The organism is Pedobacter sp. 22163 (assembly GCF_052045595.1).
Lineage (GTDB): Bacteria > Bacteroidota > Bacteroidia > Sphingobacteriales > Sphingobacteriaceae > Pedobacter.
The window spans coordinates 589953-605361 of sequence record NZ_JBQEPM010000003.1; the positions used below are offsets into that span (position 1 = coordinate 589953).

At 39.2% G+C, this 15409-nt stretch carries 10 protein-coding genes; 5 read left to right on the forward strand and 5 right to left on the reverse strand.

All coding sequences use genetic code 11. From position 1 onward, the window contains the following. Positions 1-60 precede the first annotated feature (60 nt). Entirely contained in the window at positions 61-1212 is a 1152-nt protein-coding gene (locus ACTJKN_RS10810; RefSeq protein WP_440824859.1) for an aldose epimerase family protein, read from the forward strand. Between the two features lie 485 nt (positions 1213-1697). Here the strand turns inward: ACTJKN_RS10810 and ACTJKN_RS10815 are convergent, their stop codons facing one another. The 5 genes from ACTJKN_RS10815 to ACTJKN_RS10835 form a co-directional block, all read right to left on the reverse strand. Beyond that, positions 1698-2867: an alpha-hydroxy acid oxidase gene (locus ACTJKN_RS10815; RefSeq protein WP_029279013.1), complete on the reverse strand. Its 1170-nt coding sequence runs from the start codon at positions 2865-2867 to the stop codon at positions 1698-1700. A gap of 403 nt (positions 2868-3270) precedes the next feature. Further along, positions 3271-4092, reverse strand: coding sequence for an amidohydrolase family protein (locus ACTJKN_RS10820; protein ID WP_440824861.1), 822 nt, complete (start codon positions 4090-4092; stop codon positions 3271-3273). 9 nt (positions 4093-4101) lie between these two features. Continuing rightward, a complete protein-coding gene (locus ACTJKN_RS10825) occupies positions 4102-4431 on the reverse strand; it encodes an L-rhamnose mutarotase (RefSeq protein WP_440824863.1) in 330 nt (109 codons plus the stop codon). 1 nt (position 4432) lies between these two features. After that, complete coding sequence (locus ACTJKN_RS10830; protein WP_440824865.1) at positions 4433-5287, reverse strand: fumarylacetoacetate hydrolase family protein; 855 nt, start codon at positions 5285-5287, stop codon at positions 4433-4435. A 33-nt stretch (positions 5288-5320) separates the two neighbouring features. Continuing rightward, complete coding sequence (locus ACTJKN_RS10835) at positions 5321-6085, reverse strand: SDR family NAD(P)-dependent oxidoreductase (protein ID WP_440824868.1); 765 nt, start codon at positions 6083-6085, stop codon at positions 5321-5323. Positions 6086-6354: 269 nt separating this feature from the next. On the opposite strand from ACTJKN_RS10835, the gene ACTJKN_RS10840 reads away from it, so the two are divergent. The 4 genes from ACTJKN_RS10840 (at position 6355) to ACTJKN_RS10855 (ending at position 15219) form a co-directional block, all read left to right on the forward strand. Continuing rightward, entirely contained in the window at positions 6355-9090 is a 2736-nt protein-coding gene (locus ACTJKN_RS10840; protein ID WP_440824870.1) for an alpha-d-galacturonidase, read from the forward strand. After that, positions 9090-10643 (forward strand): MGH1-like glycoside hydrolase domain-containing protein, encoded by a 1554-nt coding sequence (locus tag ACTJKN_RS10845; protein WP_440824872.1) that lies wholly within the window; start codon positions 9090-9092, stop codon positions 10641-10643. The genes ACTJKN_RS10840 and ACTJKN_RS10845 overlap by 1 nt, the downstream gene beginning before the upstream one ends. Positions 10644-10814: 171 nt before the next feature. Continuing rightward, positions 10815-12401 carry a glycoside hydrolase family 28 protein gene (locus ACTJKN_RS10850; protein WP_440824874.1) on the forward strand — a complete coding sequence of 529 codons (1587 nt, stop codon included), beginning with the start codon at positions 10815-10817 and terminating at the stop codon, positions 12399-12401. Position 12402: 1 nt separating this feature from the next. Then, positions 12403-15219, forward strand: a complete 2817-nt coding sequence (locus ACTJKN_RS10855) for a glycosyl hydrolase family 95 catalytic domain-containing protein (RefSeq protein WP_440824876.1) — start codon at positions 12403-12405, stop codon at positions 15217-15219. The last annotated feature ends 190 nt before the right edge of the window (positions 15220-15409 follow it).

Sequence of the window (15409 nt, forward strand, 5' to 3'; positions counted from 1 at the left end):
TATGAAGCCGTTTCTGATTTTGTGCGCAATTGCAGGTCTGCTTCCTCAAATTTTTAATCCATGAAAAAAATATTTCTTAAGGCATTGCCCTTCGCTACATTATGTTTAGCTGTAGCTTTTACTTCTTGTAACCAAAAATCAGATAAAGGGACACAAACAACTGAGCAAACTGATTCGTCAAAATACACCACTACCATTGATGGGAAAAGTGTGAAACTTTATACTTTAAAAAATAAGCAGGGCGCTTCAGTTTCTATTACCAATTACGGAGGTAGGGTAGTATCGCTTTTAGTTCCAGATAAAAATAACAAGTTAACCGATGTGGTTTTAGGCTATGATAGTGTGGGGGCTTATCGCAAAAAAGGTGAGCCATTTTTTGGTGCCTTAATTGGCAGATACGGAAATCGCATTGGTAAAGGTAAATTTACGCTGGAAGGAAAAGAATATTCGCTACAGCTTAATGATGGTGTTAATACCTTACATGGTGGTACGGATGGCTTTTTCTCGAAAGTTTGGGATGCTAAACAATTAGATGGACAAAAATTAGAGTTGAGTTATGTTTCGAATGATGGCGAAGCAGGTTATCCAGGGAAATTAGATGTGAAGGTAACTTACACTTTAACTGATGATAATGCTTTACAGATTGATTATTTAGCTACTACTGATAAGATGACTGTTGTAAATTTAACCAATCATGCTTATTTCAACCTAAATGGTGAGGGAAACAACACGATTTTGGATCATGAATTAACAATTGATGCAAATGCCTACACACCAGTAGATTCTACGCTTATTCCAACAGGTAAATTGCAGCCTGTAACCGGAACAGCATTTGATTTTAACAAAGCGAAAACCATCGGAAAATCGATCGAAGAAAATGATCAGCAGTTAAAGTTCGGCAAAGGTTACGATCATAATTTTGTGTTAACCCACCATGATGGCAAAACGGCTGTTGCGACCGTTAAAAGTCCCGTTACAGGAATAACAATGGAAGTTTATACCACAGAGCCAGGCTTACAGTTTTACAGTGGCAATTTCTTAACAGGTGCTGATAAAGATGGTAAAGGTGGTAAATCATATCCTCACCGTTCTGCTTTTTGCTTAGAAACACAACATTTTCCTGATGCGCCAAATCATGCAAATTTTGCATCTACAGTGCTTAAACCAGGTGAAACTTATAAAACAAGTACAACATACAAATTTTTGAAATAACGTTAACGGGTTGTATCATACATATAGAATTGTCATCCTGAGGGGTAATTTATTCTATAAAAATCAATATGAGTGACGTAGAATTGTTTTCCCTTGCCCTACAGTGCGGTCTTGCCTCGGCTCGCCGCCGCCGAAGGGTTCTTTCTTTTTGGCATCAAAAAGAAACAAAAAATGCCGGCTGAAAATTTATTCATTCATACTATAGTTTTCAGCTGCATTCATGAGGGCTTCGCCGTTTTCTTTCGAAGCTAGTAGGTTGGCTTTGGCAGTGGAACCCGAAAAATTTGTTAGGCCGGATTTAAGTAGAACGGGGATACCTGCTATGGCCTAGCTGGATGGAAATGCGACAGCAGTTAAAATGCTGATTGATGTAAAATAACGTAAATGATAGCCTGTAGAAAGCCTGTCGTTATGCCGGATGGGGCATAACGACAGGCTCAAGGTGACAAACTTCTAGAAAAACTAAGATTTATGATACAGCTTTTTTATACTGCCAATAACCGATCAGGAAATTGTGTGATTTTCTCAATGGTTAATTGTTGCATGATCTGGTATAAGTGAGTTTTGAACATATTGATGGTATGATCGCCTCCTTCATTACCTAAAGCGCCAACGCCATACATAAAAGGCCGTCCCATAAAGTTGAATTCAGATCCAACGGCATGTGCTCTTGCTAAATCAACACCTGAACGGATACCGCCATCTAACATGATCTTCAATTTTGATTTGTATAGTGGATTGTTCGCCAATTTGATCAGCGAATTGATTGAGGATTCTCCTGCATCAATTTGTCTGCCGCCATGATTGGAAACAATCACACCATCGGCACCGATTTGGATAGCAGCCTGCATATCTTCATCAGTCGCGATTCCCTTCAGTACTAAAGGTCCTTTCCAAAGATCACGAATGGCAGCAACCTTTTCAATATCAACCTTACCGGTAAATGTTTTGTTCATGAACTGTCCCAGTTGCGACATGTCCATTCCTTTTTCCATATAAGGTTTTAAGGTAGCAAACGATGGAATTCCATGTTGCAGGGTTTTAATTCCCCACAGCGGACGGGCAAAAGCCTGCAGGATATTATTGATTGACATTTTTGGCGGAATGGATAAGCCACTCTTAATTTCTTTATATCGTAAACCAAATGCAGGCACATCTACCAAAACAACTAATACCGGGCATTCAACAGCTTTTAAGCGATTTAAGATATCATCTCTCAAGCTATTCTCTGTAGGGTGGTACAATTGAAACCATGCTTTTCCTTCAGACACTTCGGCAATTCGTTCGATACTGCTGGTAGATACGGTGCTTAATGTATAAGGAATATCGGCTTTAGCGGCGGCCTTAGCTAAAATTTCAGGCGCATTAGGCCACATCAAACCTTGTAGACCAATTGGAGATACCCCAAATGGAGCACTGTAACGACGGCCAAATAATTCGACTGACATGTCGATATCTCCACCAACACGTAAGTAATTCGGTTTAAGGTAAATATTATCGAAGTCGCTCTCGTTTCTCGATAAATTAAGCCCCTCGTTACAACCACCCTCCAGGTAGTCAAAAGCAAATTTCGGAATCCTTGATTTTGCCTTTTTTCTTAAGTCGGCTACAGAAGGGAATTGAGGGTTGTAAGGGAATGTAATCTTTTTACTCATATTTAAATATTGTGATGGTCAGATTCTATTTTAGAAAGCGAAAACTAATATTTTATATTATATTTTCCATCCTGCTCTATCTGCTATTTTGTATTTGCCGTTTTATGTTGGATATAATTGGTCATCTGCTTACACTAGTCAGTTATAATTACTTTGCCTAGGGTTTTGATCTGTCATTCTGAACGTAGTGAAGAATCCTTTGTAAATAAAGCCACACAAGAAGATCCTTCATTGCATTCAGGATGACAAATGGTTTAATTTTGGTTATGGAGAACGTAAAAAAGTATTGTTTCCTAGGGTTTTAATCTGTCATTCTGAACGCAATGAAGAATCCTTTTCAAATAAAGTTACATCAAAAGATCCTTCATTGCATTCAGGATGACAATGGGTCGAAGATATGTCGTTAAACTCCGTAAAAAGCTTCCGCATTATCAGTGAAAATTAATTTCTTTTCTGCTGCAGAGAACCGCTCAGTGTACTTAGTAACTAAATTAAACCAATCCTCGTATGGCCGGCTGATCAGCATTACCGGCCAATCACTGCCGTACATGATTCTTTCTGTACCAAAATGCTCGAACACCACATCAAAACAGTTAAAAAGTTCTTTTTCAGTCCAGTTTTTCCAATCAGCCTCCGCCAATAAACCAGATACTTTGCAGTTTACATTTGGATTTAAGGCTAGGGTTTTAATGTTTGCCGACCATGATTTCAAATCCTGACTTTTCACATCTGGTTTGCCACAATGATCCAATACAAATGCTTGATCGGGAATTTGATCAACCATTTTAATAATATCAGCTAATTGGTTATGATAACACAATAAATCGTAAGTGTAACTGTATTTTTTTAAAAGATTAATGCCTGCAATAAACTTTTTATTCAGGATAAAATCACTGTTTTCAGCTTGTAAAACATGTCGCCAGCCTTTAATTTTCTTAAAATTACTCCAGTAAGTTAAACGTTCGTCTAAATTTGGATCGAGTAAATCTACCCAGCCCACAATTCCCTTTACAATTTCATTTTGCGCTGCCAGTGATAACAAGAAATGGTTTTCCTCTTCCGATTGGCTGGCCTGCACAGCAATACATCCTGTAATTTGAAGATCGTTATATACGGCTATAAGGTCTTTCGGAGAAAAATCATTGCGGATGGCCGTCATTTCTTCATTTATCCAGCTATCTCTAACCGGATCGAAATTCCAAAAATGTACGTGTGTATCAATCATAAAAATTAATTAAAGTTTAAAAATCTGATCCATCAGGATCCATTTTTCTCCCGGTTTCGAACCTGGTAGTGCCTGCTGGAATTTCCACATCAAATTTTCCCATTCCTGCACTTTTGGATTGGTTAAATCGGCTTTCGATTTTTCCTCAAAAGAAAAGTTTTCATTTACTTCCATAATCATAAACAGCCTGTTTCCCAATAAGTAGATTTCCAGATCATCAATGCCAGAAGAAGTAATGCTTTCTTTAATCTCGGGCCAAACCGATTGATGGTACTGCTTATACTCTTCTATCAGCTTTTCATCATTTACAAGGTCGAGTGTTAAACAGTATCTTTTCATATTAGTTCCCGCTGTAGGCTTTAACGGTTTGTTTGCTCGAGCCTAAGCCATCAATACCTAATTCTACCACATCACCAGCTTTTAAATACCAAGGTTCAGGTTTCTGACCTAAGCCTACGCCAGCCGGTGTTCCAGTCGTAATAACATCACCTGGTAAAAGCGTCATAAACTGACTGATGTATGCAATCATAAAAGGAACATTAAAAATCAGATTTGAGGTATTACCATCTTGCAAGGTTTTTCCGTTTACCGTTAACCAAAGGCGAAGGTTGTGCACATCGGCAATTTCATCTTGGGTAGCGATAAATGGTCCGATAGGTGCGAAGGTATCGCAGCTTTTTCCCTTTACCCATTGTCCGTTTCTTTCAATCTGGAACTCGCGCTCGCTATAATCGTTATGCAAAACATAACCAGCAATGTGGTCTAAAGCATTTTCCTCAGCAACATAACTCGCTTTTTTGCCGATCACAATCGCCAATTCCACTTCCCAGTCGGTTTTTTTACTGTTTTTTGGAATGATCAGATCATCATTAGGTCCAACAATCGCTGAAGTAGCTTTGAAAAACAAAATGGGCTCTGATGGAATAGGAGCGTTGGTTTCTGCAGCGTGGTCTTTATAGTTTAAGCCCACACAGATTATTTTTGAGGGACGGGCCAAAGCAGGGCCAAGGCGTACACCTTTATCAACCTGTGGTAAATCAGCAGATTGAATGGCAGCCTTCAATTTCTCCAAACCATCACCACCAAAAAATTCTTCATTATAATCTTTAACCAATGCAGAAACGTCGAAATAATTATCGTTTATAATTACTCCAGGTTTTTCAGCTCCGGCTTCGCCAAATCGTATTAATTTCATTATAAAATGCTTTATTGTATTTGAAAATATTTATTAATTGTTTAAAGTAGTAAATCCACCGTCAATTGGGTAATCGCAGCCTGTAATAAATGAAGCTTCATCGCTACACAGGTATAAAGCCAGGGCACCTACTTCTTCTGGTTTGGCCATTCTGCCAATAGGTTGTGTTTTAGAAAGTTTTTCGAACATTTCAGGGATGTTATCCGGATAGTTTTTCTGTAAAAAACCGTCAACAAATGGCGTATGAACCCTTGCTGGCGAAATTGAATTACACCTGATGTTTTCGCCAATATAATCTTTCGCCACACTCATGGTAATTGCTTTCACAGCACCTTTTGCTGCACTATAAACAAAACGATCTGGAAGACCAATTAGCGCGGCAATTGAGGCCATATTAATAATTACACCTCCGCCAGCTAAACGGATCTGAGGAATTGCTGCATGCAAACAGTTGTAAACGCCTTTCACGTTTACGCGCATAACACGGTCAAAGTCAGCTTCTTCTGTAGTGTCTGCTTTGCCAATATGTGCAATACCCGCGTTGTTGATCAGGATATTGATATTTCCGATCTGTTTAAAAACTTCGTGAACCGCATTATGGTCTGAAACATCACAGCCGTAGCTGAATGCCGATCCACCATTTTTGTTGATTTCGTCTAAAGTATCCTGGGCGTGTTCTGTTCCCAGTTCGATGATGTGCACCTCAGCACCCTGTTTAGCTAAAATGGTTGCAATAGCTTTTCCTATGCCGCTTCCCCCGCCTGTGACTACGGCTTTTTTGTTTTTTAGTGAAAACATGTATATGGTTATAAATTATAATTGATTAGAATACGAATACAAATAAAATAAATATTGTTGATTAAAAATTTTATCTTCTTGCCTAAATATTAACAGATATTGTCATATATCATTCTGGACATTCTAATGGCCTTACCTTGCATAAATTTTACAAAGCCATTGGGTATTATTACTTATATTTGAATATTGTATTTATATTTAAAAATAAGTATTAACCAAATATTACATAAAAACCTAGCTTATAGGTTTTGTTATTAGAGCCAAGTTGAATGAGAAATTTTCTGATTTTTATTTCCTGTTATTTTCTATCGATATCATTTTCTAATGCCAGTATTCGGGCGCCGAAAACAATTGTAATTTCTACGGAAAATCATGTTCGTGTGCGTTTTGGCGCCGAAAAGTTATCAAAAGCTTTAGTTAGTTTGAATTATTCTACCAAAATCGAGCAAAAAGATAAACTTGCTTCAAATAGCAGTGTTATTGCGATTGGTGTGTTTTCTGATAAACTTTTTGTCAATAACCTTCCAGCAGCGATTAAAAATAAGATTTCAACGACCAAAAAAGAGGGCTTTCATATTTATAGCGGGAAAAACGGTGCGCTTTATATAATCGGCAATGATGCATCCGGTGCTTTATATGGCTGTATAGAACTAGCAGATCAAATCAAGAGTAGCGGTAAATTACCTGCGCAGCTGTCATTTTCCGATCAACCTGAAATGGTATTGAGAGGTACCTGTATCGGTCTGCAGAAACCAGATTACCTGCCTGGCCATGATGTTTACGAATATCCTTATACCCCGGAAACTTTCCCATGGCTTTACGATAAAACTTTGTGGATTAAGTACCTGGATATGATGGTCGAAAACCGCTATAATTCGCTTTACTTATGGAACGGACATCCTTTTTCGTCGCTGCTGCGCTTAAAAGATTATCCTTATGCAGTAGAGGTGGATGATGCTACTTTAAAAAAGAACGAAGAAATCTTCCAGTTTTTAACGAATGAAGCCGATAAACGCGGTATCTGGGTGATCCAGATGTTTTACAATATCATTATTCCAAAACCATTTGCAGATAAACACGGCCTGAAAACACAAGATCGGAACCGTCCGATTATTCCTTTAATCGCCGATTATACCCGAAAATCTGTTTCATCTTTTGTAGAGAAGTATCCCAATGTTGGCCTGATGGTGGCTTTAGGTGAGGCAATGGAAGGTGTTGGTCAGGATGATATTGATTGGTTCACCAAAACGATTATCCCCGGGGTTAAAGATGGACTAAAAGCCGCTGGCATTAAGGAAGAGCCTCCGATTGTACTTCGCGCCCATGATACCGATGCACCAAGTGTGATGAAAGCAGCTTTACCTTTATATAAGAATTTATATACCGAAAATAAGTTTAATGGAGAGGCTTTAACTACTTATACCCCGCGTGGGGCTTGGGCCGAGTTAAACAGGAAATTAGCTGCTATTGGAACGATCAATATCTCTAACGTCCATATTTTAGCTAATTTAGAGCCTTTTCGCTACGGTTCGGCAGACTTTATCCAGAAATCAGTTCAGGCGATGAACAAGATTTATGGCGCAAAAGGCTTGCATTTATATCCTCAAGCCAGTTATTGGGATTGGCCTTATTCGGCTGATGAGGTAAAAGGAAGATTGTTGGAAGTAGACCGCGACTGGATCTGGTACAAGGAATGGGCAAGGTACTCGTGGAACTCGCAGAGAGACCGTACAAAAGAAATCAATTATTGGGGAAATGAGCTGGCCAATAAATATGGTGCTAATTTAACTGGAGGTAAAGCTATTCTGAATGCCTACGAAGAATCGGGTGAGATATCACCTAAACTTTTGCGCAGGTATGGCATTACTGATGGCAACCGACAAACACTGACGCTGGGCATGCTGATGACGCAGCTCATTAATCCGTTACGTTATGGGTTGTTTACCTTAATGTACGAATCGGAAGCGCCTGAAGGTGAAATGATTATCGAATACGCCGAAAAAGAGTGGAAGAAACAAGGCCATATTGGCGAAACCCCAATTCAGGTGGCACGCGAAGTGGTTGAACATGGCAAAAAAGCCATTCAATCTATTAATGAGGCTGCACCTAGTATAACGAAAGATACCTTAGAATTTAAGCGACTTAGAAATGATATCTACTGTTATGATGAAATGGCTAATTTTTATGCTGAAAAAGTTAAGGCAGCCCTGTGGATACTGCGATATAAAAATTCGAATCAGGTAGCCGATTTAGAACAGGCATTGCCTTTTCTCCAAAAAAGCGTAGATCATTATGCTAAATTGGTTAAATTGACAGAACACAGTTACCTGTATGCCAATAGCATGCAAACCAAACAGCGTAAAATCCCGATGCGTGGTGTAGATAAAACCTTTATCCATTGGAAAGAGATGTTACCTGTTTTTACCAAAGAACTTAATCATTTTAAAAGAAGTATCGATTCTCTGAAATCAATAAAAGAAGGAACGGTAACTGCAATTGTGCCTTACAAAAGTGCTGATGTTAAAGTCTTAAACGAAACAGAAAGTTATGTGATAGCCAAAGATGCACCGCTTTTTTCAGATACTGCAATTAAGATTAAAGAAGTTGCAGCGCAATTAGTGGGTTTAAAGGGGATTAAACTTGCAAAAGAAAAGCAGATTAAAATTGGAACCGAAATTAAATTCAGCACCAAAGCACCTGTAAAATTGCTGATAGGTTTTTTTAATCAGAAAGATCCTCAATATCTTGCCCCTCCACAGCTGGAAACAGATGCAAGTGCCAATAACTATGGACAGTCTGAAATCAAGATATCGAATGCGTTGGTGCCTTATGGTTTTCCACCGGTAAATGTTCATGCTTATTCTTTTCCTGCTGGAACACATACTTTAAATTTAGGTAAAGGAGCCTGCCTGGTTCTAGGGTTTATTGATGACAAACAGGAACTGCGGATTTTTAATGCAGGTTTAGATGGTAGAGGAAAAGATATCGATTGGTTATTTGAATAATGATGAATACAAGAAATTTAATTGCAACAGCAGCATTGTCGGTACTGACAATTACAAGCTTTGCACAGCAGAAATCAATTCTGGGTACCGAAAAGCTGAAGAAATATGTTACTTATTTTAATTCGATCGATACCGAGGCGGTTAAAAATCATGTGCTCAATGCCGACGCCTTTACATGGTTAGCGGAGCAGGCACCTTTATTTGAATGCCCCGATTCGGTATTGGAGCAAAACTATTATTACCGCTGGTGGACTTACCGCAAACACCTGGTTAAAACGCCTGAAGGATTCATTTTTACCGAATTTATCGAGCCAGTTAAACATGCCGGGAAATACAATTCCATCAGCTGCGCCTTAGGTCACCATATTTACGAAGGCAGATGGCTAAAGGACAATGCTTATTTAAAAGATTATATCAAATTCTGGCTTTACCATGCCGATGTTGGCCAAACGAAACAACGTTTCCATCAATTTAGCAGTTGGATAGATGATGCCGTTTATCAGAATTATCTGGTGCAGCCCGATCAGGGATTTTTGAAGGAGATATTGCCTGCATTGGATAAAGACTACACCAAATGGGAAGCAGAAAGGCAGCTTAAAAACGGCCTGTTCTGGCAACATGATGTTAAGGATGGCATGGAAGAATCGATCAGTGGTTCACGGAAAGACCAGAACCAGCGACCAACCATAAACAGTTATATGTATGGCAATGCCATGGCTTTAGATAAAATTGCGGTTCTTTTAGGTGATAAAATCTTGGCCGACAAATACAAAAACAAAGCAGTAATACTGAAAAAATTGGTTCAGGATAGTTTATGGAATGTTTCTTCTTCGTTTTTTGAAACGAGAAAAGCCAAAGGAGGTTCATCTGATGTTAGAGAGGCCATCGGTTTTACGCCATGGGGATTTAACTTGCCTGATGATCAGTCAAAATATGCAAAAGCCTGGGATCAATTATTAGATACTGCAGGATTTAAAGCACCCTGGGGCTTAACAACCGCCGAAAGAAGAAACCCAACATTTAGGACCAGGGGAACAGGACATAGCTGCGAATGGGATGGTGCACTCTGGCCGTTTGCCAGCTCGCAAACTTTAAAAGGATTGGCCAATCTGCTAACGAATTATAAAAAACACGGTAAAATGAATGCCAGAGTATTTTATCAGGAGTTACATCAGTATGCTGCTTCTCATGTTAAAAACGGAAAACCTTACATAGGTGAATACCAGGATGAGAAAACAGGAGAATGGTTAAAGGGTGATAATCCACGGAGCAGTTTTTACAACCACTCTACATTTAACGATTTAATTATTAATGATCTGATCGGCATAAAGCCACGTCAGGATAATGTGCTTGAGATTTTTCCATTAATCCCTAAAAACCAGTGGGATTGGTTCATGTTAGATCAAGTTTCGTATCACCATAAAACGTTGACTATTTTGTGGGATAAAACCGGAAAAAAATATAATAAAGGCAAAGGATTGTTGGTATTTGTAGATGGTAAAGAGATTTATAAAGGAAAGGATTTGAAGCCTTTAAAAGTTCAGATGAATTAAAAAGAAGGGCCTCGGTCTGTGTCCTCACAGACCGAAACTTAAATCTTGTTTCGTGGAGACACGAATCAAGGCTTGCGAGTAAAAAGCTATAAAATCGCTGTTCCCGAACATCCTCGTTACAAACAAGGACGATAAATATAAAAAGGGCAAAATTAGAAACACAATAACCAAATGAAATATTCGATCAATATAATTAAAACCTTAATTTTTGTTCTTGCAATTTTTAGTGGAATAACCGTTAATGCCCAGTCTTATTATAACGTAATTAAATACGGCGCAAAAAACGACAGCAGTAAACTGGCTACAACAGCAATCAGAAATGCGATAGATGCGGCTTCAAAAGCGGGTGGCGGAACCGTTTATTTTCCTGCGGGAAAATACCTCACTGGCGCGATCCACTTAAAAAGTAACATCACTATATTAATTGATGCAGGTGCCGAATTGCATTTCAGCGATAATTTTGACGATTATTTACCCATGGTAAAAAGCCGCTATGAAGGTGTTGATGTAACCAGTTTTTCGCCTTTGTTTTATGCCTATAAAGCAGAAAATATCTCGATTATTGGTAGGGGAATTATCGATGGACATGGTAAAAAATGGTGGGATTTTGTAGAAGGTTATAAGGAAGGGCAACCACGATCGAAATGGCAAACCACATTTGATGGTTTAAATAAGGATATTATTTTGCCGGATGATCCTAAGCAAATGAAACGCGGTTTTCTTCGTCCACCGTTTATACAGCCCATGTTCTGTAAAAATGTGCTGATCGATGGGATAACCATCCGCAATTCGCCTTTTTGGACGATCAATCCAGAATTTTGTGAAAATGTTAAGGTTCATGCTGTTACCATCAACAATCCCCATTCGCCGAATACAGACGGCATTAATCCTGAATCTTGTAAAAATGTACACATTTCAGACTGCCACATCAGTGTGGGCGATGATTGCATCACCATCAAATCGGGCAAAGATGCGCCAGGCAGAAAAATGGCTGTTCCTGCAGAAAATTATGTGATTACCAATTGTACCATGTTATCAGGTCATGGCGGAGTAGTTATCGGCAGTGAAATGTCGGGCGATGTACGTAAAATAGCCATATCGAACTGTGTGTTTGATGGAACCGATAGGGGGATCCGCATTAAAACAGCCCGTGGCAGGGGTGGTGTGGTTGAAGAGATCAGAGTGAGCAACATCATCATGAAAAACATTAAAGATCAGGCTATTGTGCTCGATATGCAGTATGCAAAAACAAATGTAGAAGCTGTTTCCGAACGTACACCGATTTTTAGGAATATCCATTTTAGTAATATCACCGGTCAGGTTAACCAGGCAGGTTATTTAAATGGTTTAGAAGAAATGCCTATTGATAATATTACCTTTAATGATATTAATATGGACGCCAAAACCGGCTTTTCTATTCAAAATTCCAGTAATATTGAGTTTCATAATATAACGGTGAATACCGAATTAGGTGCATCGATAAAGGCATTAAAGGTGAATAATTTAATTCTTGATGGTTTAAAAAGTAATAAACCTCATGCCAATGCGGCTGTAATTGATCTTACAAACGTATCTGATCTGTTCCTGTACAATGCTTTCCCAACGAAAGAAACGGTTACCTATTTGAAATTAAACGGGGCCGAGTCTAAAAATATATTCTTAGGAAACAATAATTTTAGACGAGTGAAAGAAGCCGTTAAAAAAGAAAAAGAAGTAAGCAGTAACATCGAAATTATTTCAGGAGATAAAGGACAATAATATGAGGTTTAAACTTTTATTAAGTACATCATTTTTAATATTAGCGGCTCATTTTGGTAGCTTTACACAAGAAAACAACCATACTTTATGGTACAATAAGGCGGCAGAAAAGTGGACTGATGCCTTACCGATCGGAAACGGTAGATTAGGCGCCATGATTTTCGCTGGAGCGGCTGTAGATCATATCCAATTTAACGAGGAAACCGTTTGGACAGGTAAACCAAGGGATTACAACCGAAAAGGCGCCTTTCAATACCTACCTGAGATCAGGAAATTACTATTTGAAGGAAAACAGGCAGCAGCAGAAGCTTTAGCCCAAGAACATTTTATGGGCTTGCAAAGTACATCAGGCGACAGAAAAATTTGGGTGAATGAAATGAAAGCCGGAAAAGGCATTCAGGGCAATCCTGCTCTGTCAAATTTTGATGACCAGCTTTGGAAAACCATAAAAGTACCTGCCTACGAAGGTTGGGAAACGGTAGGCTTGGCCAATTTAGACGGTGCCGTTTGGTTCAGAACCACTTTTGATGTGCCAGAAAACTGGGCTGGGAAAGATCTTGTACTCGATCTTAACCGCATCCGTGATCAGGATTTCACTTATATAAACGGTCAGTTGGTTGGCAATACTGATAATACGGAGCCAAGAAAATATACTATTCCTGCAAAGCTGATTAAAAAGGGTAAAAATGTAATCGCTATTCAGGTACTCAACTACTTTGATAAAGGCGGATTGGCCGGTTATAAAGACACCTCAAAAAAGATTGGCATTTATCCTGCCGGAGAAAGTATGGAGCAGGGCATCTCCTTAGTTAAAGATTGGAAATATAAAATCCAGGATGAAGACCCACCTGCCGTACCGCAATACCAGGGCAGTTATCAGCCTTTTGGTGATTTAAATTTGTATTTCAAGCAGACCAAATCGATTGAATCTAATTACAAAAGATCTTTAGATATCAGTACCGCCGTTGCAAAAACCACTTATACTTTAAATGGCGTAAACTATGTGCGTGAGTATTTTGCCAGCCAGCCGAATCAAGCTGTTGTAGTCCATTTAACGGCAGATAAAAAGGCATCCATTAGTTTCGATGCTGAACTTTCAAGCGCGCACAGAAAATCATCTGTGAAAGTTTTAGCGAATAATGTAATTGCTTTATCTGTTCAGGTAAAAGATGGCGCGATTAAGGGAGAAAGCCGATTAACCGCTTTAATCAAAAATGGATCTGTGAAGGTGATTAATGGCAAAATTAGCATCAATCAGGCAGATGAAGTAACACTTTATTTAACAGCTGGAACGAATTTTATCAATGCGCAGGATGTTTCCGGAAATCCGGCAACAGCAAACATTAAAGCTTTGAATGGATTAAAAGGTAAAACCTATACCGAAATCAAACAGAAGCACATTAAAGAATATCAAAGCTATTACAACACCTTTAGTGTCGATTTTGGCCGATCGGATAATGAGAATCTTCCTACAGACGAAAGACTAGCAAAATTTGCAACGGCTAACGATCCTGCTTTTGCTGCTTTATATATGCAGTATGGAAGATATTTGTTAATTTCAAGCTCGAGGCCGGGTACTCAGCCGGCCAATCTGCAAGGGATTTGGAACGATTTGCTTACACCACCATGGGGAAGCAAGTATACTACCAATATTAACCTCGAGATGAACTACTGGCCGACTGAAATTCTTAATTTATCGGCACTAAACGAGCCACTTTTTAGTAAAATCAAGGGGTTATCTAAAACTGGTGCCGAAACGGCAAAAGCATATTACAATGCCCGTGGTTGGGTTTTGCACCACAATACTGATTTGTGGAATGGAACAGCGCCAATCAACGCTTCAAATCATGGTATTTGGGTAAGTGGGGGTGCTTGGTTAAGTGATCATTTATGGGCGCATTATCAATTTAGTAAAGACCGCAAATTTCTGGAAACCGAAGCCTATCCTTTAATGAAACAGGCTGCTTTATTTTATGAAGATTTTTTAGTGAAAGATCCGAAAACAGGTTGGTTGATTAGTACACCATCTAATTCGCCAGAAAATGGTGGTTTAGTGGCTGGTCCAACAATGGACCACCAGATTATCAGATCGCTTTTCAGAAATTGTATAACAGCAGCCGAAACGCTTAATGTAGATGCCGAATTTAGAAAATCGCTAACTGAAAAAGTTAAGCAGCTGGCACCAAATCAGATTGGTAAATACGGACAGTTACAAGAATGGTTAACCGATGTAGACGATACGGCAAGCAAACACCGCCATGTTTCTCATTTGTGGGGTGTTTACCCTGGAAATGATATTACCTGGGATAGTAACGAGAAGATGATGCAGGCGGCAAAACAATCTTTGTTGTACCGCGGAGATGACGCTACAGGCTGGAGTTTGGCCTGGAAGATCAATTTTTGGGCAAGGTTTAAAGATGGCGATCATGCCATGAAATTAGTTAAAATGTTAATGAAGCCAGCCAATAATGGTGCAGGTTCTTATGTAAACCTTTTTGATGCGCATCCGCCTTTCCAGATAGATGGAAACTTTGGTGGTGCAGCCGGAATCGCCGAAATGATAGTGCAAAGTCACCAGGGTTATTTAGATATTTTACCCGCATTGCCAACGGCTATTCCCAGTGGAGAAATTAAAGGTTTACAGGCACGAGGTGGATTTGAACTGAATTTAACCTGGGAGAAGGGTATGCTTACCTCGCTAATCGTAAAATCTAAAACAGGAGGAAACTGTAAAATACGCTACAAAAACAACAACGCAACGTTCGAAACTAGAGCCGGTGAAAGTTATAAACTGAATGGAGATCTGAAAGCGCGATGAATCAACTTACGAAATCTAAAAGGACTGAGCGGGAGAAAATTTCGTCAGTTTTAGGCTGGATTAACACCCTCCAGATTTACCTGTACACATCCCTGCGAAATTTTCCTAAGAGGTTCGTGTGGACACGTACCTTGGCTAGGTGCCTTGGTTCGTGGCCACACGAACCAAAAAGAATTCAATTTAAACAGTT

Bases quoted from the DNA above. Each gene is read 5' to 3' on its own strand.
- ACTJKN_RS10850 (WP_440824874.1), top strand. From the start codon at position 10,815: ATGAAATATTCGATCAATATAATTAAAACCTTAATTTTTGTTCTTGCA.
- ACTJKN_RS10855 (WP_440824876.1), top strand. From the start codon at position 12,403: ATGAGGTTTAAACTTTTATTAAGTACATCATTTTTAATATTAGCGGCT.
- ACTJKN_RS10810 (WP_440824859.1), top strand. From the start codon at position 61: ATGAAAAAAATATTTCTTAAGGCATTGCCCTTCGCTACATTATGTTTA.
- ACTJKN_RS10830 (WP_440824865.1), bottom strand. From the start codon at position 5,287: ATGAAATTAATACGATTTGGCGAAGCCGGAGCTGAAAAACCTGGAGTA.
- ACTJKN_RS10815 (WP_029279013.1), bottom strand. From the start codon at position 2,867: ATGAGTAAAAAGATTACATTCCCTTACAACCCTCAATTCCCTTCTGTA.
- ACTJKN_RS10820 (WP_440824861.1), bottom strand. From the start codon at position 4,092: ATGATTGATACACACGTACATTTTTGGAATTTCGATCCGGTTAGAGAT.
- ACTJKN_RS10845 (WP_440824872.1), top strand. From the start codon at position 9,090: ATGATGAATACAAGAAATTTAATTGCAACAGCAGCATTGTCGGTACTG.
- ACTJKN_RS10825 (WP_440824863.1), bottom strand. From the start codon at position 4,431: ATGAAAAGATACTGTTTAACACTCGACCTTGTAAATGATGAAAAGCTG.
- ACTJKN_RS10835 (WP_440824868.1), bottom strand. From the start codon at position 6,085: ATGTTTTCACTAAAAAACAAAAAAGCCGTAGTCACAGGCGGGGGAAGC.
- ACTJKN_RS10840 (WP_440824870.1), top strand. From the start codon at position 6,355: ATGAGAAATTTTCTGATTTTTATTTCCTGTTATTTTCTATCGATATCA.